The 21,440-nt window shown below is 64.5% G+C and carries 19 protein-coding genes; 6 read left to right on the top strand and 13 right to left on the bottom strand.

Features of this window, described 5'->3' with window-relative positions; translation table 11 throughout:
- Window positions 1-9 precede the first annotated feature (9 nt).
- The gene (locus ACVIIV_RS06945) at window positions 10-1,017 is read right to left on the bottom strand and encodes an aldo/keto reductase (protein WP_456743540.1); all 1,008 of its coding nucleotides are present in this window, start codon (window positions 1,015-1,017) and stop codon (window positions 10-12) included.
- A 115-nt stretch (window positions 1,018-1,132) separates the two neighbouring features.
- On the opposite strand from ACVIIV_RS06945, the gene ACVIIV_RS06940 reads away from it, so the two are divergent.
- Entirely contained in the window at window positions 1,133-2,044 is a 912-nt protein-coding gene (locus tag ACVIIV_RS06940; RefSeq protein ID WP_456743539.1) for a LysR family transcriptional regulator, read from the top strand.
- A gap of 138 nt (window positions 2,045-2,182) precedes the next feature.
- Here ACVIIV_RS06940 and ACVIIV_RS06935 read toward each other — a convergent pair whose 3' ends face one another.
- Window positions 2,183-3,184, bottom strand: a complete 1,002-nt coding sequence (locus ACVIIV_RS06935) for a 2-hydroxyacid dehydrogenase (protein ID WP_456743538.1) — start codon at window positions 3,182-3,184, stop codon at window positions 2,183-2,185.
- A 323-nt stretch (window positions 3,185-3,507) separates the two neighbouring features.
- Here ACVIIV_RS06935 and ACVIIV_RS06930 point away from each other — a divergent pair, with 323 nt between their 5' ends.
- On the top strand, window positions 3,508-4,038 hold the full coding sequence (locus tag ACVIIV_RS06930) for an SH3 domain-containing protein (RefSeq protein ID WP_456743537.1): 531 nt from the start codon (window positions 3,508-3,510) through the stop codon (window positions 4,036-4,038).
- A gap of 173 nt (window positions 4,039-4,211) precedes the next feature.
- Here the strand turns inward: ACVIIV_RS06930 and irrA are convergent, their stop codons facing one another.
- Window positions 4,212-4,703, bottom strand: a complete 492-nt coding sequence (gene irrA, locus ACVIIV_RS06925; RefSeq protein WP_092190410.1) for an iron response transcriptional regulator IrrA — start codon at window positions 4,701-4,703, stop codon at window positions 4,212-4,214.
- Between the two features lie 355 nt (window positions 4,704-5,058).
- Here irrA and fabA point away from each other — a divergent pair, with 355 nt between their 5' ends.
- The 3 genes from fabA (at window position 5,059) to fabI (ending at window position 7,794) form a co-directional block, all read left to right on the top strand.
- Entirely contained in the window at window positions 5,059-5,580 is a 522-nt protein-coding gene (gene fabA, locus ACVIIV_RS06920; RefSeq protein ID WP_456743536.1) for a bifunctional 3-hydroxydecanoyl-ACP dehydratase/trans-2-decenoyl-ACP isomerase, read from the top strand.
- A 40-nt stretch (window positions 5,581-5,620) separates the two neighbouring features.
- Window positions 5,621-6,844, top strand: coding sequence for a beta-ketoacyl-ACP synthase I (fabB, locus tag ACVIIV_RS06915; RefSeq protein ID WP_456743535.1), 1,224 nt, complete (start codon window positions 5,621-5,623; stop codon window positions 6,842-6,844).
- Window positions 6,845-6,993: 149 nt separating this feature from the next.
- A complete protein-coding gene (gene fabI / locus ACVIIV_RS06910; protein WP_456743534.1) occupies window positions 6,994-7,794 on the top strand; it encodes an enoyl-ACP reductase FabI in 801 nt (266 codons plus the stop codon).
- On the opposite strand, the gene ACVIIV_RS06905 is transcribed toward fabI, so the two are convergent.
- From ACVIIV_RS06905 to ACVIIV_RS06890, 4 genes are all read right to left on the bottom strand, one after another.
- The gene (locus ACVIIV_RS06905) at window positions 7,791-8,387 is read right to left on the bottom strand and encodes a glutathione S-transferase family protein (RefSeq protein WP_456743533.1); all 597 of its coding nucleotides are present in this window, start codon (window positions 8,385-8,387) and stop codon (window positions 7,791-7,793) included. The two genes, fabI and ACVIIV_RS06905, sit on opposite strands and share 4 nt — an antisense overlap.
- A gap of 154 nt (window positions 8,388-8,541) precedes the next feature.
- Window positions 8,542-9,378: a hypothetical protein gene (locus tag ACVIIV_RS06900; RefSeq protein WP_456743532.1), complete on the bottom strand. Its 837-nt coding sequence runs from the start codon at window positions 9,376-9,378 to the stop codon at window positions 8,542-8,544.
- 89 nt (window positions 9,379-9,467) lie between these two features.
- Window positions 9,468-9,929: a GNAT family N-acetyltransferase gene (locus ACVIIV_RS06895; RefSeq protein WP_456743531.1), complete on the bottom strand. Its 462-nt coding sequence runs from the start codon at window positions 9,927-9,929 to the stop codon at window positions 9,468-9,470.
- 7 nt (window positions 9,930-9,936) lie between these two features.
- Window positions 9,937-10,860 carry a LysR substrate-binding domain-containing protein gene (locus ACVIIV_RS06890; protein WP_456743530.1) on the bottom strand — a complete coding sequence of 308 codons (924 nt, stop codon included), beginning with the start codon at window positions 10,858-10,860 and terminating at the stop codon, window positions 9,937-9,939.
- Window positions 10,861-10,973: 113 nt separating this feature from the next.
- Between ACVIIV_RS06890 and katG the strand changes: the two genes are divergently transcribed.
- A complete protein-coding gene (katG, locus tag ACVIIV_RS06885) occupies window positions 10,974-13,139 on the top strand; it encodes a catalase/peroxidase HPI (RefSeq protein ID WP_456743529.1) in 2,166 nt (721 codons plus the stop codon).
- 204 nt (window positions 13,140-13,343) lie between these two features.
- Here the strand turns inward: katG and pnp are convergent, their stop codons facing one another.
- The 6 genes from pnp to ACVIIV_RS06855 form a co-directional block, all read right to left on the bottom strand.
- Complete coding sequence (gene pnp / locus ACVIIV_RS06880; RefSeq protein ID WP_456743528.1) at window positions 13,344-15,506, bottom strand: polyribonucleotide nucleotidyltransferase; 2,163 nt, start codon at window positions 15,504-15,506, stop codon at window positions 13,344-13,346.
- Window positions 15,507-15,969: 463 nt separating this feature from the next.
- Window positions 15,970-16,239 carry a 30S ribosomal protein S15 gene (rpsO, locus tag ACVIIV_RS06875; protein WP_018644188.1) on the bottom strand — a complete coding sequence of 90 codons (270 nt, stop codon included), beginning with the start codon at window positions 16,237-16,239 and terminating at the stop codon, window positions 15,970-15,972.
- Between the two features lie 2 nt (window positions 16,240-16,241).
- Window positions 16,242-17,360: a tRNA pseudouridine(55) synthase TruB gene (gene truB, locus ACVIIV_RS06870; RefSeq protein ID WP_456743527.1), complete on the bottom strand. Its 1,119-nt coding sequence runs from the start codon at window positions 17,358-17,360 to the stop codon at window positions 16,242-16,244.
- A complete protein-coding gene (gene rbfA / locus ACVIIV_RS06865) occupies window positions 17,357-17,788 on the bottom strand; it encodes a 30S ribosome-binding factor RbfA (protein ID WP_027572373.1) in 432 nt (143 codons plus the stop codon). The genes truB and rbfA overlap by 4 nt, the downstream gene beginning before the upstream one ends.
- Before the next feature lie 156 nt (window positions 17,789-17,944).
- Window positions 17,945-20,650 carry a translation initiation factor IF-2 gene (gene infB / locus ACVIIV_RS06860; RefSeq protein WP_456743526.1) on the bottom strand — a complete coding sequence of 902 codons (2,706 nt, stop codon included), beginning with the start codon at window positions 20,648-20,650 and terminating at the stop codon, window positions 17,945-17,947.
- Between the two features lie 70 nt (window positions 20,651-20,720).
- On the bottom strand, window positions 20,721-21,404 hold the full coding sequence (locus tag ACVIIV_RS06855; RefSeq protein ID WP_456743525.1) for an RNA-binding protein: 684 nt from the start codon (window positions 21,402-21,404) through the stop codon (window positions 20,721-20,723).
- Window positions 21,405-21,440 lie beyond the last annotated feature (36 nt).

Genomic DNA, 21,440 nt, shown 5'->3' with positions numbered 1-21,440 from the left:
TCGCGGCCGTTACCTGGTGGCCGGCTTCTCGCTGTCGAGATGCGCCATCTGCTCGGCAGCATAGCGCGTGCCGGCTGCAACGTTTGGCGGGAAGGCTTTTGCCAGCGCCGCCAGATGAGCCTGTGTCAGCGTGACCCTGGTCGCGCCGAGCGCTTCGGTGAGGCGGATGCGGGTTCTTGCGCCGACCAGCGGCACGATCTCCTTGCCTTGCGCCGCGACCCAGGCAATCGCGACCTGCGCCGGCGTTGCGCCGATCTCGGTGGCGATCGTACGCAGGGAGTCCGCCAGCGCGAGATTGGCGTCGAGATTTGCGCCCTGGAAGCGAGGCGTCATCAGCCGGTAGTCCCTGCCGGCCTTGCCGCTGTCCTTGGTCCAATGGCCGCTGATCAGCCCGCGCGCGAGCACGCCATAGGCCGTGATGCCGATGCCGAGCTCGCGGCAGGTCTTGAGGATGTCGCGCTCGATGCCGCGCTCTATCAGCGAATATTCGATCTGGAGATCGGCGATCGGATGCACTGCGTGCGCGCGGCGGATGGTGTCGGAGCCCACCTCCGACAGGCCGATATGCCTGATGTAGCCGGCCTTCACGAGATCGGCGAGGCCGCCGAGGGTCTCCTCGATCGGCACGCTCGGATCGAGCCGCGCCGGGCGGTAGATGTCGATGTAGTCAGTGCCGAGCCGTTGCAGCGAATAGGCAAGGAAGTTCCTGGTCGCAGCCGGCCTGGTGTCCATTCCCGCGAACTCGCCGGCGGGCCCGCGCAGGGCGCCGAACTTCACGCTGATCTGCACCTTGTCGCGCGCGACGTCCTTCAGCGCCTCGCGGAGCAGCATCTCATTGTGGCCCATGGCGTAGAAGTCGCCGGTGTCGAGCAGCGTGATGCCGGCATCAAGCGCCGCATGCACCGTGGCGATGGCCTCGCCGCGATCGGCCGGGCCGTAGACCTCCGACATGCCCATGCAGCCGAGCCCGAGGGCGGAGACGGTGGGGCCGGACGAACCGAGTTGACGCTGTTCCATGATGGCTCTCCTCGAAAGGCGGCTGACTGCGCCGCGCGACGAGGCCAGATATGCGTCCGCTCCATTGCGCCGATAAGCTGGACAATCGAGAATACCTTGTTCATTGTACCGAACAATGGCCGAGCCTGACCTACGCGATCTCGATGTCTTCGTGGCGGTTGCCCGCACCCGCAATTTCCGGCGCGCGGCGGTCGAAATTCGCGTGTCGGTATCGAGTCTTAGCCAGCGCCTGCGCGACCTGGAGGAGCGTCTCGGCGTCCGCCTGATGAACCGTACCACCCGCAGCGTCGCGCTGACCGAGGCAGGCGAGCTGCTGCTGTCGCGGGTGGCGCCGGCGCTACGCGATGTCGGCGATGCGCTGGACCAGGTGCGGGGCCTGCGCGAGGTCGCCTCGGGCCGCCTGCGCATCAACGCACCGCCGCCGGCGGTCGATCTCGTGCTGGCGCCGATGGTCGGGCCGTTCCTGCAAGCGCATCCGCAAGTCGATCTCGACATCGTCTCCGAGAGCGGGTTCGTCGACATCGTCAGCGCCGGTTACGATGCCGGCGTGCGCTATGGCGAGCATCTCGCGCAGGACATGGTGGCGATTCCGCTGAGCGGCCCGCAGAGCTACGTCGTCGTCGCATCGCCCGATTACATCGCGCGCCGCGGCAGGCCGCTTCATCCGAAGGATCTGCTGGAACACGATTGCATCCGCGCCCGCTACTCGAGCGGTGTCATGCATGATTGGGAGTTCGAGAAGACCGGTCAGATCATGAAGGTGGATCCGCCGGCCAAGCTGATCTCGACCAATATGGGTCTTGCCATGCGCGCTGCGCTGGACGGCGTCGGCATCTGGGCGACGCTCGACGGCTACGTCGGCGACGCCGTGAAATCCGGCGCGCTGGTCAGCTTGATGAAAGATTGGTGCGAGCCGTTTCCCGGACCGTTCCTGTACTATCCGAGCCGCCGCCAGGTGCCGCCGGCGCTACGCGCCTTCATCGATTTTGTCGCGGATTGGCGCAAGCGCGAGACGCGCAGACAGTAGACCCTCATGGTGAGGAGCGCGCTTTTGCGCGCGTCTCGAACCATGCAGGTCCGCACTGACGCAGCCGGGCCATTCATCCTTCGAGACGCGCGTACCGCGCTCCTCGGGATGAGGAGTGAGAGCTTGTCGCGCAGAAACTCAGAGCATGCTCGGCAGCACGCGATCCGGCGGCTTGTGGGCGTCGAGGAAGGTGCGGATGTTGATGATCACCTTCTCGCCCATCTCGACGCGGCCTTCGATCGTGGCCGAGCCCATATGCGGCAGCAGCGTCACCTTGCCCGCCTTGGCGAGCCGTACCAGCTTCGGGTTGACCGCGGGCTCGTGCTCGTAGACGTCGAGGCCGGCGCCGCCGATCTCGCCGCCTTCGATCAGCTTGATCAGCGTGTCCTCGTCGGTCACCTCGCCGCGCGCGGTGTTGACGATGTAGGCGTCCTTGCGGATCAGCTTCAGCCGCCGCGCCGAGAGCAGATGGTAGGTCGCGGGCGTGTGCGGACAGTTCACCGAGATGATGTCCATCCGCGCCAGCATCTGGTCGAGGCTTTCCCAATAGGTCGCGCCAAGCTCTTCGGCGATGATAGGGGCAACGGGACGGCGATTGTGGTAGTGGATCTGCAGGCCGAACGCGCGGGCACGGCGCGCAACGGCCTGGCCGATGCGGCCCATGCCGACGATGCCGAGACGTTTTCCCCCGATGCGGTGGCCGAGCATCCAGGTCGGCGACCAGCCGGCCCAGGGCTTTCCTTCGGTCAGGATCGAGGCGCCTTCGATCATTCGCCTGGGCACGGCGAGGATCAGCGCCATGGTCATGTCGGCGGTATCTTCGGTCAGAACCTTCGGCGTATTGGTGACGGTGATGCCGCGGGCGTGTGCGGCCTCGACATCGATATTGTCGACGCCGTTGCCGAAATTGGCGATCAGGCGCAGCTTGCAGTCGGGCTGGTTCACGACATCGGCGCTGATGTGGTCGGTCACGGTCGGGACCAGCACGTCGGCGGTGCGCGCGGCTTCCGCGATCTGATCGGCCGACATCGGCGTGTCGTCGAGATTGATCCGCGCGTCGAACAGCTCGCGCATCCGCGTCTCGATCGAATCCGGCAGCTTGCGCGTCACCACGACGAGGGGCTTTTTCTTCACCGACATGTCCTGCTCTCATGAGGCGTCGCAGGCCGCCTCTGTCGCCAAAGGCCGGTCGTTGAGGCCTCATTAACCCGGTTGTTCGACACTGCCCTTGCCGTGTCCGTCCCCGGCGTTTCCTCCAAGCTCTCCCGACATTTCCGGCCGGAAAATCGGGGCAAACTGGTTGTTCAAGTGCTCGTCCTCTCTAGCAGAAGGCCGGGCCAAGACAAGAACCACGGGCCAGGCTTCGGGAACACCCGCGTGGGGCGGGTCGGGATTGACGCGGCAGGTTTGGAATTTTGGGGTGAGGATCCGGCCTGGCCGGGTCTTCGACAGGAGACGGGTTGATGGCGTTGAGGCGTTTTTGTTCGGTGATGGCGCTTGTTTGCGCTTGGTTGAGCGCCTCGGTCGGCCCCTCGCATTCGGCGAAGGATAATACCCCGCAGACCGCCAGCGGTTTGCCGGTGCCGCGCTATGTCAGCCTCAAATCGGATCACGTCAACGTCCGCGCCGGCCCGACCAAGGACAATGACGTCGCCTGGGTCTACACCCGCGCCGGCCTGCCGGTCGAAATCACCGCCGAATTCGAGAACTGGCGCCGGGTGCGCGATTCCGAAGGCGCCGAGGGCTGGGTCTATCACTCGCTGCTGTCGGGCCGCCGCACCGCGGTCGTTACCATGAAGCACAAGGACGACCTCGCCCCGATCTATGACCGGCCCGATCCCGACAGTGCTGTTGCGGCAAAGCTCCAGGCCGGCGTCGTCACGCAGGTCAAGAAGTGCACCGCAAGCTGGTGCCGCGTCATCGGCAACGGCTTTGACGGCTGGATCCAGCAGGAGCGCCTCTGGGGCGTTTATTCGGACGAGCAGGTGAACTGACGCCCATAGCCGTCATCCCGGGATGGTGCGAAGCACCAGACCCGGGATCTCGAGATTCTCAGGTGCGCCAGCGCGCACCATAGTTCGGTGCTGCGCACCGCCCATGACGGGCTAAAGAAAAATGGCCGAGACGAGCCCGGCCATGACGACGATCTCAGCAGTTTAAGACGATCTCAGCGCTTCTTGCGCAGGCGCACGACCATGTCGATGCGGGAGATCTCGTAGCCCTCGGGCACCTCCGGCATCTTCGACAACGCCAGATGCGGATCCTCGATGTCGACCAGCTCGTGGCTGTTCTCGAGGTAATAGTGATGGTGGGTGGTGACGTTGGTGTCGAAATAAGTTTTTGTGCCGTCGACACTGACCTGGCGGAGCAGCCCGGCATCGGTGAGCTGGTTCAGCGTGTTGTAGACAGTCGCCAGCGACACCGGAACCTTGGCCAGCGTGGCTTCCTCGTAGAGCATTTCAGCCGTGAGGTGCCGCGCGCCCTTGCCGAACAGGAGCCAGCCCAGCGCCATGCGTTGGCGCGTCGGGCGCAGCCCCGCGGACTGGAGCATTTCGTTAACGTCGTGCCAGGGACAGCCGGTCAAGGCCGGCTGGCGGCCCGACAGGAGGGCCGCGGCATGGACGTCATCGTCGTGATGGGACGCGGTATTCTCGCTCATTTCCAGATTTCGGGCACGCGTGAACAATATCTCTCTGTAATATAAGAACAGAAAGATGCAGATGCAAGTTTCTCGCAACTAGAGAGGTTCTAATCAGGCTTGGAACCGCCCTGGGGAGCGCGTCATTTTACTTTCATGGATGCGCTTTGCCACCCGAAATAGCCTGTGTTAGAGAGCGCGCGGTTCCGCTTAGCCGATTTTGGCGCAGCCGGGCATGAAAGCTTGGGGCGCAGTCCATTCGGGGCTTGCGCGAGTCGCGGCCGGCGATGGCAATTGGCGTTGCTCTCCGATCGAGACGGGGCCCATTTTTGGCCAAAAAACGCCGCTCAACCGGGATTTGAACAGAGGCTCGTGAATGCTGAACAGGCGCAACGGTTACGACTATGAAGATCTGCTGGCCTGTGCCCGCGGCGAGATGTTCGGTCCGGGCAATGCCCAGCTGCCGCTGCCGCCGATGCTGATGTTCGACCGCATCACGGAAATCACCAACAATGGCGGTGAGTTCGGCAAGGGCCTGGTACGCGCCGAGCTCGACGTGAAGCCCGACCTCTGGTTCTTCGGCTGCCACTTCAAGAACGATCCGGTCATGCCCGGGTGCCTCGGCCTGGATGCGCTGTGGCAAATGGTCGGCTTTTACCTCGGCTGGATCGGCGGCGAAGGTCATGGTCGCGCGCTCGGCCTGAACGAGCTGAAGTTCAGCGGCCAGGTGCTGCCCGAGGCCCGCAAGGTTGTGTACAACGTCGACATCAAGCGCGTGATGCGGTCAAAGCTGGTGCTCGGGATCGCCGACGGGTGGCTTTCGGTCGATGACCAGATTATTTATCGCGCCAAGGATCTGAAGGTTGGCCTGTTCAAGCAGGGCACGAGCCTGGGCTGAGCGCATCACGAAGAAGACAACGATTTAAGGCGAGGCTGTCATGAGACGGGTTGTGGTCACCGGGATGGGCATCGTCTCGTCGATCGGAAACAACACCCAGGAAGTGCTTGCGAGCCTTCACGAGGCGAAGTCGGGCATTTCGCGGGCTGAGAAATATGCCGAGCTCGGCTTCCGTTCGCAGGTGCAAGGCGAACCCACACTGGATCCTTCGACGGTGGTCGACCGCCGCGCGATGCGTTTCCTCGGTCAGGGCGCGGCGTGGAATCACATCGCGATGGAGCAGGCGATCCAGGACTCCGGCCTGTCTCCCGAGGAAGTCTCCAACATCCGCACCGGCATCATCATGGGCTCTGGCGGCCCCTCGGCGCGCACCATCGTCGAAGCCGCCGACATCACCCGCTCGAAGGGACCGAAGCGCGTCGGCCCGTTTGCGGTGCCAAAGGCGATGTCGTCGACCGCCTCCGCAACGCTTGCGACCTGGTTCAAGATCAAGGGCGTGAACTATTCGATCTCCTCGGCCTGTGCGACCTCGAACCATTGCGTCGGCAATGCCTATGAGACCATCCAGATCGGCAAGCAGGACATCATCTTTGCCGGCGGTTGCGAGGAGCTGGACTGGTCGCTCTCGGTGCTGTTCGACGCCATGGGCGCGATGTCCTCGAAGTACAACGACACGCCGGCCACGGCGTCGCGTCCCTACGACCTCAATCGCGATGGCTTCGTCATCGCCGGCGGCGCCGGCGTGCTGGTGCTGGAAGAGCTCGAGCATGCCAAGGCGCGCGGCGCGCGCATTTACGGCGAGATCGTCGGCTACGGCGCGACGTCGGACGGCTACGATATGGTCGCGCCGTCAGGTGAAGGTGCCGAGCGCTGCATGCGCATGGCGATGTCGACGGTGAAGACCAAGGTGGACTACATCAATCCGCATGCGACTTCGACGCCGGCCGGCGATCCGCCGGAGATCGAGGCGATCCGAAAAGTGTTCGGCGTTGGCGAGAAGTGCCCGCCGATCTCCGCGACCAAGGCGCTGACCGGCCACTCGCTGGGCGCCACCGGCGTGCAGGAAGCGATCTATTCGCTGCTGATGATGAACAACGGCTTCATCTGCGAGAGCGCGCACATTCAGGAGCTCGATCCTGTGTTCGCCGACATGCCGATCGTGCGTAAGCGCATCGACAACGTCAAGATCGGCACCGTTCTGTCGAACTCCTTCGGCTTCGGCGGCACCAACGCCACGCTGGTGTTCAGCCGGCTGGACGTGTGAGCCCAGCACGCTGTCATGCCCGCCTAGTGCGCAATTGCGCACGGGGGGGCGGGGCATCCAGTACGCCGCGGCCTCGCGGTTACCACGACTGTTGCGGAATACTGGATCGCCCGCCTGCGCGGATGCGGAACGATAGGAGCGGTGAGGCAATGGAAGGTTTGATGAAAGGCAAGCGCGGTCTGATCATGGGCATCGCCAATGATCATTCCATCGCGTGGGGCATGGCGAAGACGCTGCATGCCCACGGCGCCGAGCTTGCCTTCACCTTCCAGGGCGAGGCGCTCGGCAAGCGCGTCAAGCCGCTGGCCGAGCAGCTTGGCGTGAATCTGGTGCTGCCTTGCGATGTCGAGGACATCGCAAGCGTCGATGCCACCTTCGCGGTGCTCCGCGAGAAATGGGGCCGGCTCGATTTCGTCATCCACGCGATCGGCTTCGCCGACAAGAACGAGCTGAAGGGCCGCTACGCCGACACCAGCCGCGAGAATTTTTCGCGCACCATGGTGATCTCCTGCTTCTCGTTCACTGAGGTCGCAAAGCGCGCCGCCGAGCTGATGACGGAAGGCGGCAGCATGATCACGCTGACCTTCGGTGCATCGGAGCGCGCGATGCCGAATTACAACGTGATGGGCGTCGCCAAGGCGGCGCTGGAAGCCTCCGTGCGCTATCTCGCCGCCGATTTCGGACCCCGCGGCATCCGCGTCAATGCGATCTCCGCGGGGCCCATCCGCACACTCGCCGGCTCGGGCATCGGCGAGGCGCGGGCGATGTTCGCCTTCATGCAGAAGCATTCGCCGCTCCGCCGCGGCGTCACGCTCGACGACCTAGGCGGCTCGGCGCTGTATCTGTTGTCGGATCTCTCCGGCGGCGTGACCGGCGAAATCCATTATGTGGATTCCGGCTATAACATCGTGCTGATGCCGAGGCCGGATGACTTGAAGCCGGAAGGCTAACCCGCCGCGATCTTCTCCGCGCGCTGAAACGCCGGCCGCGCCGTGCAGCGCGCCAGATAAGCATCGAAGGCCGGGCGCGACGGCACCATCTTGAACAGGCGCACCGCGAAGTTCAGGCCCGAGCCGATGACGATGTCGGCGGCGGAAAATTCCTCGCCGAGAATCCACGGACCCTTGGCGAGCGCGGCCTCCAGCACGTCGAACACCTGCGTCGCGCTGCCCCAGGCCGCGGTCGAGGTCGGGATCTCGATCTTGGTGAAGATCTGGATGATGGCGGGCTCGATGCAGGCCGGCGAGAAGAACAGCCATTGCAGATAGCGCGCGCGGCGCGGATCGGTCACAGCGGGCGCGAGCTTGGTCTCGGGATAGCGATCGGCAATATAAGCGCAGATCGCGGCGGCTTCGCCGAGCGCGGCATCGCCGTCAGTCAGCGCCGGCACCTTGCCCATCGGATTGATCTTGAGATAGTCCGGCGCCTTCTGCGCTCCGGTCGAAATATCGGTCAGCACGCGCTCATAGGCGAGGCCGCTCTCTTCCATCAGCCAGAGCGTCGTGAACGAGCGCGAGCGGGGCGACCAATAGAGCTTGATCATGGTGCGGAACCTTTCATCGGCGAGAGGCGAACGGCGCGCAATTCATGGCGCGTTTGCCGCGCATTCGCAACGCACTACGTCTAGAGGGAGGAATCGTTCGGCGAGCGATATCTTCGTCAACGCGACGAAGGCGATGTCGGACGTTGCAACAGAGTCACGGCGCGAAATAGGGCGGCAAGGTCTTGTCCAGCCGCTCCGTCAGGAAATCGCGCATGTTGTCGCGCAGGGTCGTGTTGCTGGCGGCGTCGGCCGCCGCGACTGGAAACAGGGAATTGTCCACTTTGCGCAGATGTTCGTCTAGCCCAAAGCTGTCAGCCATACGCTTCACGACGGCTTCCAATGTCACGCCAGGCCCCTTCCTGATTTCAAAGCTCTGGCCGTCGAACACGGTGACGCCGAGATAGACGTAAAGAAACGAATGGCTGATGATGCCGACACCGCGATTAAGAATGCCGAGTCCCCTGAGTGGTTGATTGGTCCCAGGCAGCATACCCTCGCCGCGCGTGACGACGACATATCGTTCGCAGCCAGCATTGCCCGCGATCTGACGGACCAGGTTCGTCAGCTCTTCGCGCTCGTTGCGAAACAGGCTGGGCTTCGGGTGATAGTAGGCGTCGAACGCGCCTTTGGCGTAGGTGATTCGCCGGAGCGGCGTGGCGCCAGCAGCCGCACGCACGCGGGCGAAAACGAGATCGTCCAGGCCCCAGGAAACCGGCACTTCCGCATATTCGTTGCCAAACACCGTGAGGCCGATCTTTTCGACGATGAAAGGATCCTGCGTCGCTGCGATCACGCCGATGCCGCAGGGACCAGCGGCCGCCTGCTCCGCGGGTTGGGCTGGCTGTGCTTTAGGCTTTGCTGCCTTCTTGGTCGCCGGCTTTGCCGGCGTTGCAGTCTGAGCAGGAGGCGCGGTGGATGCGGGCGGAGTTTGCGCGGCGGCGGGAGGCAGAAGGGACAGGAGCGCGATCAGCGAGACAGCAATTCGAACCATGGATTCCTGGATGTCAGAGGCAGAAGGTCATCGGTCGCCACACTAGGTCGGGCTCGTGACAACCGCAAGCTGCACCCGAAGATCACCGTCTATCCGGGTCGCGGCCGCTTCCACCGGTAGTACTTCATCACGAACCCGTTCGACGGCTCGATCTCCTCCTTCTCGAACACAAACCCCTCGCGCTCGTACCAGCGCCAGGCCTTTTCGTTCTCGCGCATACAGCGCAGGTACATCTCGTCCGGCATTTGCGTGCGGGTGAAGGCGAGCAGCTGCCGGCCGAGCGATTGGCCCTGATAGGCGGGCGCGACGAACAGCATGTCGAGATAGAGCTTGGGCAGATGCAGCGCCAGCATCGCAGCGATCGTGCCGCGATCGTCGGCGACGAACAGGCTCCAGCCGTCCTCGATCTCGCGCCGGACGCGCGCCCTGAGGTTCGCGAGCAGGAAGTCGCTGGCTTCGGCGAGCCCTGTCGAGACCCAGCTCTCCATCCAGACGCGGCCGATCTCGTCGTACTCGTCCGGGCGGGCGGAGCGGATGATCGGATGCGACATCCGCCGCTCAAGCCTTCTGGCGCATGGATTGCCGCGCGCGCACCTTGCCGGCCGACAGGCACACCACCTCGGAAATCTGCAGCAGCTGCCGCGCCAGCGGGCTGGTCTTGCGCCAGACCATGCCGATGGTGCGCGACGGCTCGGGGGCGCGGAAGCGCGCCAGCGAGACCGAGGCCGACCGCGTCTCCACCGGGACCGCCATCTCCGGGATCAAGGTGACGCCGATGCCGGCGCTCACCATCTGCACCAGCGTCGACAGCGAATTGGCATCCAGCATCTCGCGCGGCGGCGCCGATTGCATGTTGCAGAAGGAGAGCGCCTGGTCACGGAAGCAGTGTCCTTCCTCGAGCAGCAGAAGCCGCATCTCGCGCATCATCTCGCGTGACGGCACCGGTGTGCCTTCATCGGCGCCCGGCCGCACCAGCAAGAATTTCTCCTCGAACAGCGCGACTTCGGTGAGAGAGGGCTCCGAGACCGGCAGCGCCACGATGGCGGTGTCGAGCCGGCCCTCCACCAGCTCCTGGATCAGCCGCGGCGTCATGGTCTCGCGCACGCGGATGTCGAGCTCCGGATGCATGCGCGTGAGGTTCTTGGTGATCTTGGGCAGCAGGTAGGGCGCGATGGTCGGGATCATGCCGATGCGCAGGCGGCCGGCGAAGCGGTCCTGCGACGCCCGCGCGAAATCGCCGAGCTCGTCGACCGAGCGCAGGATGTCGCGGACCCGCTGAGCGAGCTCCTCGCCGAATCGGGTCAGCGCGACCTGCCGCGCGCTCCGCTCCAGCAGCAGGCCCCCGAGCGTCTCCTCCAATTCCTTGATCTGCATCGACAGGGCCGGCTGCGAGATCGAACACGATTCAGCCGCGCGGCCGAAATGGCCGTGACGCGCCAGCGCGTCGAAATACCGGAGCTGGCGCAGCGTCAGATTTATCATAAGAAAATCCTATCGCAGCGATCATTAAAGTCAACTTCACCTGATAGGAGGCGGCGCTTAGAGTGGTTCTACCTGGTCAATGGCGCCGTCGGACGCCACCAGAGGAGGTAATCATGGATGACACTTCGAAGTGCCCGTTTTCGGGCGGAAAACCCAGGCGCGTGAACCGCGACTGGTGGCCAACCCAGCTCAGCATCGAGATGCTGCACAAGAATTCCGACCTGTCCGACCCGATGGGCAAGGAGTTCGACTACGCCAAGGAATTCAAGTCGCTCGACCTGGACGCGGTCATCAAGGACCTGACCGCCCTGATGACGGATTCGCAGGAATGGTGGCCTGCCGACTTCGGTCACTACGGCGGTCTCATGATCCGCATGGCCTGGCACAGCGCGGGCACCTACCGCATCACTGACGGCCGCGGTGGCGCCGGCGCCGGGCAGCAGCGCTTCGCGCCGCTCAACAGCTGGCCCGACAACGCCAACCTCGACAAGGCCCGCCGCCTGCTGTGGCCGATCAAGCAGAAATACGGCCGCAAGATCTCCTGGGCCGATCTGATGGTGCTCGCCGGCAACGTCGCGCTGGAATCGATGGGCTTCAAGACGTTTGGTTTTGCGGGTGGCCGCGCCGATGTCTGGGAGCCGGAGGAGCTCTATTGGGGGCCCGAAGGCACCTGGCTCGGCGATGAGCGCTACAGCGGTGAGCGCCAGCTTGCCGAGCCGCTCGGCGCGGTGCAGATGGGCCTCATCTACGTCAATCCGGAAGGCCCGAACGGCAAACCGGATCCGCTCGCTGCGGCCAAGGACATCCGCGAGACCTTCTTCCGCATGGCGATGAACGACGAGGAAACCGTCGCGCTGATCGCCGGCGGTCATAGCTTCGGCAAGACCCATGGCGCGGGCGATCCCTCGCTGGTCGGCCCGGAGCCGGAAGCCGGTGCGCTGGAAGATCAGGGCCTCGGCTGGAAGAGCAAGCACGCTTCGGGCCTCGCGGGTGATTCCATCACCAGTGGTCTCGAGGTGACCTGGACGACGACGCCGACGAAGTGGAGCAACAACTTCTTCGAGAACCTGTTCAAGTACGAATGGGAGCTGACCAAGAGCCCGGGCGGTGCGAACCAGTGGACGGCCAAGGGCGCCGACGCGATCATTCCTGATGCCTTCGACAAGTCGAAGAAGCATCGGCCGACGATGCTGACGACGGACCTCTCGCTGCGCTTCGATCCTGTCTACGAGAAGATCTCGCGGCGCTTCCTGGAGAACCCGGATCAGTTCGCGGACGCCTTCGCCCGCGCCTGGTTCAAGCTCACCCACCGCGACATGGGTCCGATCCAGCGCTATCTCGGCCCGCTGGTGCCGAAGGAGACGCTGATTTGGCAGGACCCGATTCCGGCTGTGAACCATGAGCTGGTCAGCGAGCAGGATATCGCTGCGCTGAAGACCAAGCTCCTGGCTTCGGGTCTGTCGCTCTCCGAGCTGGTCTCGACGGCCTGGGCGTCGGCCTCGACGTTCCGCGGCTCGGACAAGCGCGGTGGCGCCAACGGCGCACGCATCCGCCTTGCTCCGCAGAAGGACTGGGAGGTAAACGAGCCGGCCCAGCTCGCCAAGGTGCTCGGCAAGCTCGAAGCGATCCAGAAGGACTTCAACGCATCATCCGGCGCGAAGAAGGTCTCGCTCGCAGACCTGATCGTGCTCGGCGGCACCGCCGCGGTCGAGAAGGCCGCCAAGGATGCCGGCGTCGACGTCAAGGTCGGCTTCACGCCAGGCCGCATGGATGCTTCACAGGAGCAGACGGATGCGGCCTCGTTCGCTCCGCTGGAGCCCCGCGCCGATGGTTTCCGCAACTACATCGGCAAGCGGCACCAGTTCCTGCAGCAGGAAGAAGCCCTGGTCGATCGCGCGCAGCTGCTGAAGCTGACCGGCCCCGAGATGACGGTGCTGGTCGGCGGCCTGCGAGTGCTCGGCGCCAACGCGAACGGCTCGAAGCACGGCGTGTTCACCGCCAAGGTGGGAACGCTGAGCAACGACTTCTTCGTCAACCTGCTCGACATGAGCACGCAGTGGACACCGGCGGCTGACGGCACCTACGAGGCACGCGACCGCAAGACCAATGCGGTGAAGTGGACCGGCACGCGCGCCGATCTCATCTTCGGCGCACACTCGCAGCTCCGTGCCTTCGCCGAGGTCTATGCGACCTCGGATTCGAAGGAGAAGTTCGTCAAGGACTTCGCCAAGGCTTGGACCAAGGTGATGAACCTCGACCGCTACGACATCGCGGCGTGAGGCTGGTTCACCTCTCCCATAGGGAGAGGTCGGCGCGCAGCGCCGGGTGAGGGCTCTCTCCTCTTGGGAGTCTTTCTGCGGAAGCAGCCCTCTCCCCGACCCTCTCCCGCAAGCGGGAGAGGGGGCGCATATCGCCCGGAGCGAACACAAACAAAAAGGGCGGCCTCTCGGCCGCCCTTCGTTTGTCTGGACTATCGCGAGACCCTACTCGCCGGCCGCTTCGCGCGGGGGCTTCTCGCCCTCGGCGGCCTTGTCCTTGGCCTCGAGGTCCTCGCCGGTGGTCTGGTCGACCACCTTCATCGACAGGCGGGTCTTACCGCGGTCGTCGAAGCCGAGCAGCTTGACCTTGACCTTGTCGCCTTCCTTGACGACGTCGGAGGTCTTCTGCACGCGGCTAGCCGCGAGCTGGCTGATGTGGACGAGGCCGTCCTTGGAGCCGAAGAAGTTCACGAAAGCGCCGAACTCCATCACCTTGACGACGGTGCCGTCATAGATCTGGCCGACTTCCGGCTCGGACGCGATCGACTTGATCCACTTGATCGCGGCCTTCATTGCCTCGCCGTCGCTGGAGGCCACCTTCACGGTGCCGTCGTCCTCGATGTTGACCTTGGCGCCGGTCTTCTCGACGATCTCGCGGATCACCTTGCCGCCGGTGCCGATCACTTCGCGGATCTTGTCGGTCGGGATCTTGAAGGTCTCGATCCGCGGCGCGTATTCGCCGAGCTCGGCGCGGGCCGCGGTGAGGGCCTTCGCCATCTCGCCGAGGATATGGATGCGGCCTTCCTTGGCCTGGCCAAGGGCGACGCGCATGATCTCTTCGGTGATGCCCTCGATCTTGATGTCCATCTGGAGCGAGGTGATGCCCTGCTCGGTGCCGGCCACCTTGAAATCCATGTCGCCGAGATGGTCCTCGTCACCGAGAATGTCCGACAGAACCGCGAAGCGCTTGTCTTCGAGGATCAGGCCCATCGCGATACCCGCGGTCGGCCGCTTCAACGGCACGCCCGCATCCATCAGCGCCAGCGAGGCGCCGCAGACCGAGGCCATCGAGGAGGAGCCGTTGGACTCGGTGATCTCCGACACCACGCGCACGGTGTAGGGGAACTCGTGGTGCGGCGGCAGCACCGGATGGATCGCGCGCCAGGCCAGCTTGCCATGGCCGATCTCGCGGCGCTTGGTGCCGCCGAGGCGGCCGGTCTCGCCGACCGAATAGGGCGGGAAGTTGTAGTGCAGCAGGAACGTCTCCTTGTACGTCCCCGACAGCGCGTCGATGTACTGCTCGTCCTCGCCGGTGCCGAGCGTAGTCACGACCATCGCCTGGGTTTCGCCGCGGGTGAACAGCGCCGAGCCGTGGGCGCGGGGCAGCACGCCGACTTCGGCGACGATGTTGCGCACGGTCTTGACGTCGCGGCCGTCGATGCGCTTGCCGGTATCGAGGATGTTCCAGCGAACGATCTTGGCTTCGAGCTCCTTGAACACGCCGGCGACACGGAGCTTGTCATATTTCGGCTCCTGGCCCTCCGGGAAGTAGTGGGCCATCACCTTTTCCTTGGCGGCGCCTACGGCAGCATAACGCTCCTGCTTGATCGGAATCGCATAGGCAGCGCGCAGCTCCTGCTCGATCAGGCCGAGCATTTCGTTCTCGAGCGCCGCATTGTCGATCGCAGTGACTTCGCGCGGCTCCTTCGCAGCCTTCTCGGCGAGCTCGATGATCGCGTTGATGACCGGCTGGAAGTGGCGGTGACCGAACATCACGGCGCCGAGCATCACGTCTTCATTGAGCTCCTTGGCTTCCGATTCGACCATCAGCACGGCGTCGGCGGTGCCGGCGACGACGAGGTCGAGTTGGGTGTCGACCATCTCGTCGAGTGTCGGGTTGAGGACGAATTCGTCATTGGCAAAGCCGACACGGGCCGCGCCGATCGGACCCTTGAAGGGCACGCCGGACAGCGTCAGGGCGGCGGAGGCCGCGACCATCGCCACGATGTCGGGGTCGTTCTCCATATCGTGCGACAGCACGGTGACGATCACCTGGGTCTCGTTGCGCCAGCCGTCGACGAATAGTGGGCGGATCGGACGGTCGATCAGGCGGGAGACCAGCGTCTCCTTCTCGGTCGGACGGCCCTCGCGCTTGAAATAGCCGCCGGGAATGCGTCCCGCAGCGTAGGTCTTTTCCTGGTAGTCGACCGTCAGCGGCAGGAAGTCGACGCCTTCGCGCGGCGCCTTCGCCGCAACGACGGTGGCAAGTACCACGGTCTCGCCATAGGTGGCGATGACGGCACCGTCGGCCTGACGGGCGATCTTGCCGGTTTCGAGCTTGAGAGGGCGTCCGCCCCAGTCGATCTCGACTGAATGCTTATTGAACATAGAGGTCTTCTTTCATGGGTTCTCGAAAGAAGGGACGGCTTTCGAAAAACAAAAACCATGCGCAAGATTGCGGGGCGCTGATCGGAGCGGATGATCAGCGTCCTGCGATCCTGCCATGGTTTTTGGATGTCGGATGGCGTCCATCCTTTCGGGTCATACGGGCGCCTTGCCCGTTGTGCCCAGCCGCCGGATTGCTGCTGGACTGTCAGTCGGCACCAACGCGAACACCGGACCGCGGTCTTCGCTGTTCATGCCCGGATGCGAATCGTCGCTCAAGCATGATCCGGAAAAGTGCGAAGCGGTTTTCCGAAAAGATCATGCTCAAACAACAATCCAAAGTGCGATTCTTATCGCGCTTTGGGCCCGCATCCGACGCGCACGCAGCCTCGATCAAAAACCTTTAAAGAAGCGCTTTCGTTCGAAACCACGCGCGAAAACGCGCGCCAGTGGCGCGCGCAGGAACTTAACGACGAATGTTGTGCTTCTCGAGCAGCGCCTTGTACCGCGCCTCGTCCCTCTTCTTGAGGTAGTCGAGGAGCGAGCGGCGGGTCGAGACCAGCTTCAAGAGGCCGCGACGCGAATGATTGTCCTTCACGTGGGTCTTGAAATGGTTGGTGAGGTTGTTGATGCGTTCCGACAGGATCGCAACCTGAACCTCGGGCGAGCCGGTGTCGCCGGCCTTGGTGGCATTCGTCTTGATGACTTCCGCTTTGCGTTCTGCGGCAATCGACATCGTCAATTTCTCTCGTTGCGACCGGTGCTGGCAGTCAGGCCGGTCAGGTTGAACACACGCTTGGGGATGATTTCGCCATTGCCGACTTCGGCAAGCGCCAAAAGACGGCCTGCCACCGTGACATAGACTGTGCCGCTACAAGTGGGCGCATCCCGTCCGCGCAACAAAACGGCCTGACCCCGATGGAGCCTTGCCGCATCAGCCCGAGTGACGGCCAGTGCCGGGATGTCGTCCAGCGCGGTCTCAACGGGCAAAAGCGCGTCGGCGAGGCTGCCCTCGCCGGACGCGGCTCTATCGCACAAAGCCTCCAACTGATCCAGCGGAATCATGTCGTTTTCGCCAAATGGGCCGACCAAGGTCCGCCTGAGCGCACAGATATGGCCATAAGTGCCGAGAATCCGGCCCATATCGCGGGCGAGCGCGCGGACATAGGTGCCCTTGCCGCATTCGGCCTCGAACACGGCCCGATCGTTATCCGGTTGATCCACAAGGGTTAAATGGTGAATTTCGACCGGGCGGGGGGCCAGCTCCACGACCTCGCCGTCGCGGGCAAGGTCATAGGCGCGCTCGCCCTGGACCTTGATCGCGGAATAGCGCGGCGGGATCTGCTCGATCACCCCGGTGAAGCGGGGCAGGAGGGCCAGGATCGCCTCCGGGGTCGGGCGCTGGTCGGAGGTCGCGGTCACCCGGCCCTCGATGTCGTCGGTGTCGCGCTCCTCGCCCCAGCATACGGTGAACCGGTAGCGCTTGCGGCCGTCCATCACGAAGGGAACGGTCTTGGTGGCTTCGCCGAGTGCAATCGGCAGTCCGCCCGAGGCGAGCGGATCGAGCGTGCCGGCGTGTCCGGCGCGCTTGGCGTTGAACAGGCGCTTGAGCACGGCAACGGCCTGCGTGGAGGTCATGCCGATCGGCTTGTCGAGCACGACCCAGCCATGGACGTCGCGTCGGTCACGGCGAACCTGATTGCCCTTCTGCTGCTTGGCGCGCGGATCGTTGTTGACGCGGCGCGGCTCCTGATGCGGCCGGGCATCGCTGCCTGCGTCCGCAAAATTATTTTTCTGCACGTCGCGCTGATCGGCATCGTTGCCGCCGATCGGGCCGTGAGCCGGGTCCATCGTCATTGCTCTTCTTCCCGATCCGAAGCCGGATTCTGTTCCAGGTCCTTCTGCACCGCAGGTGTTCGCAAAAGCTTCTCGATCCGTTCCGCTTCGTCGAATCGCTCGTCGACGCGGAAGCGAATGTCAGGTGCAAATTTCAGGTTAACGCGCCGCGCGACCTCGCCGCGCAGGAATTTCTTGTTGCGCTCGAGCGCCGCGATCACGATCTCGGTGTCGCGGCCGCCGAGCGGCATCACGTAGACCGTCGCGAGCTTCAGATCGGGCGACATCCGCACCTCCGGCACGGTGATGATGTGACCTTCGAGATCCGCATCATGCACATTGCCTTGCGCCAGAATATCGGCCATCGCGTGGCGAACCTGCTCGCCGACGCGCAACTGGCGTTGCGAGCCGCCGGGCGCGGAACTCTTCTTCTGATGATGGCGTGGCATTTTCTCGAAAATCACCTCGTCATGCCCGTGCCTGGGACACGGGCATTGTCATTTGTCCTGTTGAAACGAACTGGGGTGGATGGCCGGACAAATCCGGCCATCGCACTCCCGCAATTTCAGTTCAAAAAGATCCGAACGCTTCGGTAAGATTTGGACTTACAGGGAGCGCTGGATCGTCTCCACGCGATAACACTCGATCACGTCACCGGCACGCATGTCGTGATAGTTCTCGAAGGCCATGCCGCATTCCTGGCCGGACTGGACCTCCTTCACTTCGTCCTTGAAGCGCTTGAGCGTCGACAGCTTGCCTTCGTGCACGACGACGTTGTCGCGGATCAGGCGCACATTGGCGCCGCGTTCCACGGTGCCGTCGGTGACGCGGCAGCCGGCGACCTTGCCGACCTTGGAGATGTTGAAGATCTCCAGGATCTCGGCATTGCCCAGCATGGTTTCGCGCAAGGTCGGCGCGAGCAGACCGCTCATCGCCTTCTTCACGTCGTCCACGAGGTCGTAGATGATGTTGTAGTAGCGGATCTCGATGCCGTTGCGCTTGGCGGCCGCAGCGGCTTCCTTGTTGGCACGAACCGAGAAGCCGATGATCGCGGCGTTGAAGCCTTCGGCCAGCGTCACGTCGGACTCCGAGATGCCGCCGACGCCGGCATGCAGGATGCGGGCAGCGACCTCGTCGGTGCCGAGCTTCTCCAGCGAGCCGAGGATCGCTTCCAGCGAGCCCTGCACGTCGGCCTTGACGATCAGCGGGAATTCCTTGCGGCCCGCCGTCTTCAATTGCGACATCATCTGCTCGAGCGAGCCGCGCATGCCGGAGATCGAGGCTGCCGCATTCTCGCGCTTCTGGTGCGCACGGTAGCTGGTGACCTGACGGGCGCGGGCTTCGTTCTCGACCACCGCGAGACGATCGCCGGCCTCCGGCGGACCGTTGAAGCCAAGCACTTCGACCGGCACCGAGGGACCGGCCTCCTGCACCGTCTCGCCCTGATCGGAGATCAGCGCGCGGACACGGCCCATTTCGGCGCCGGCGACGATGATGTCTCCGACACGGAGCGTGCCGCGCTGCACCAGCACGGTCGCGACCGGGCCGCGGCCGCGATCGAGCTTGGCCTCGATCACGGTGCCTTCGGCCGGACGCTGCGAATTGGTCTTCAGGTCGAGGATTTCGGCCTGCAGCGCGATCATCTCGAGCAGCTTGTCGAGATTGGTCTTGTTCTTGGCGGACACCTCGACGTCGACGACCTCGCCGCCGAAGGACTCCACCTGCACCTCGTGCTGGAGCAGCTCGGTGCGCACGCGCTCGGGCTTGGCGTCGGGCTTGTCGATCTTGTTGATGGCAACGATGATCGGCACCCGCGCCGCCTTGGCGTGGTTGATGGCTTCGACCGTCTGCGGCATCACGCCGTCATCGGCCGCGACCACCAGCACGACGATGTCGGTGACCTTGGCGCCGCGGGCGCGCATCGCGGTGAACGCGGCGTGGCCGGGCGTGTCGATGAAGGTGATCTTCTTGCCGCTTTCGGGCGACACCACCTGATAGGCGCCGATGTGCTGGGTGATGCCGCCGGCCTCGCCGGAGACGACGTTGGCGTGGCGGAGCGCATCGAGCAGCGACGTCTTGCCGTGATCGACGTGACCCATCACGGTCACGACCGGCGAGCGCGTCTCGGTATCGGTGGAATCGTCGACGGTGTCGAACAGGCCTTCCTCGACGTCCGAGGCGGCGACGCGCTTGACGGTGTGGCCCAGCTCTTCGGCGATCAGCTGCGCGGTGTCAGCGTCGATCACGTCGGTGATCTTGTGCATCGCGCCCTGCTTCATCAGCATGCGGATGACGTCGACCGCGCGCTCGGACATGCGGTTGGCGAGTTCCTGGATGGTGATCGCTTCTGGAATCGTCACCTCGCGGATGAGCTTTTCCTTCGGCTCGTTCGCGGCATGGCCCTTCAGGCGCTGGGTGCGGCGGCGGAATGAGGCGATCGAGCGCTCGCGGACCTCGTCGGCATTGAGCGCGGTCACGACCGTCAGGCGGCCGCGCTCCTTCTGCGGGCCGGGCTTGTGGGTGGGCTTGGGAGCTACCACGGGACGCGCGGCGCCGCCGGGACCGCGACGGATCTGGCGCGGCGCCTCGTCCTCATCGGCTTCGGCCGCAACTGCGGGGCCGCGACCTGCCGGTGCACCCGGACGCTGCGCGGTCGTGGTCGCCGGGCGGGCCGTCGAGGTTCCCGTACGTGCGGTCGTGGTTCCAGGCCGGGGCGCCGGGGCGCCAGGGCGCGGCGCAGGAGCGGACGGCGCAGCGGTTGCGGGACGCGCGGCGGCCGGCTGCTCGCCTTCCCCAAAACGCTTCTTGGCCTCGGTCTCGGCCTTCCGCTTGGCTTCGTCCTCATGGCGATGGCGCTCTTCCTCGGCCTTGCGACGGGCTTCGGCGGCTTCGCGCTCGGCGCGTTCGGCGGCCTCGCGGACAGCGCGGCGCTGGGCCTCTTCCTCGGCCTGGCGGCGTTCCTCGACTTCACGCAGCTTGGCATCGGCCAGCGCGCTGGCGCGGGCCGAACGCTCGTCCTCTGTCAGGGTGCGCAACACCACGCCGGAACCGGCGTTGCGAGGCGGGGCGGGCGGCGCAGGACGCGACGGCGCCGCGGGTGCGGCCGGCGCGGGCTTTGCAGTCACCTCGGGCGCGTGCGGCTCGGGCCCGTCGCCAATGCGGCGCTTGCCGCGCTTCTCGACCACGACCTGCTTGCTGCGGCCATGGCTGAAGCTCTGGCGCACGGTGCCCGTTTCGACGCGCGGCTTGAGCGATAGCGTCTTGCTCGGAACGCTCAGCTTCTTGTCGCCAGGGGTCTTGGTATCAACCATTCAGCAGTCCTAATCCTGATTTATCAGTGTTGTGCGTTGCCGCACCGTCCAATTGGGTCGTCGTTGTCTCTCAGAAATCCTGGCCGGGTTTTTCGGCAGTCTTGTCATCGTCCGCCATCCGGTATCGGACCAGCATCTGGCTACGTGACAGGAATGACTTGCTCGCCGGGCCCGCGAGCAGGGCAGCATGTATCACATTTGACCGGGTCAGTGCCAAATCCAATTCTACCGATTTCAGTGCGGTGACGACGGGAATCTGCGGCTTGGCGCCGCGATTTCCGGCATTTTGACGCGCCAGCATGTCCAATTTGCGGATTCCGTCCGCGGCCCCGTCGCTGGCATGGATCAGGACCTCGACCGTTCCTTCCCGAAGGGCGCTTTCGACCTTGCCGAAGCCGGCCACGACCTGGCCCGCCTTGGCGGCGATCCCAAGGGCTTCGGTCACGCTCCGAACCAGGAGCGCCTCGATGTCGGTGGGAAGCGTCTGAGGAATGCGCAGGTCGCGCTTGAAGGCCTTGCTGAATTGGTGACGCCGCACGGCTTCCGCAACCACCTTGCGTGAGGCGGTGAGCCACATGCCGCGTCCGGGCAGCTTGCGCTTGAGATCGGGAACTGCGTGCCCGTCCGGCGAGACGACGAAGCGGATCAGCTCGTCGATCGGGCGGACCTCGCGACTGACCGCGCACATGCGCATGGTCGCGGACCTTTCGGTCCGCGGCCCATGGTCGAGTTCGCTGTCAGTGCTGGCGAGCATCCGGGCGACATCCTCCTTCGCCTTCTAAGTCGCGTG

The sequence above is a fragment of the Bradyrhizobium sp. USDA 4354 genome (genome assembly GCF_054060315.1).
The sequence above is the reverse complement of the archived record's forward strand: the minus strand, read 5'-3'. Positions and strand labels throughout refer to the sequence as shown.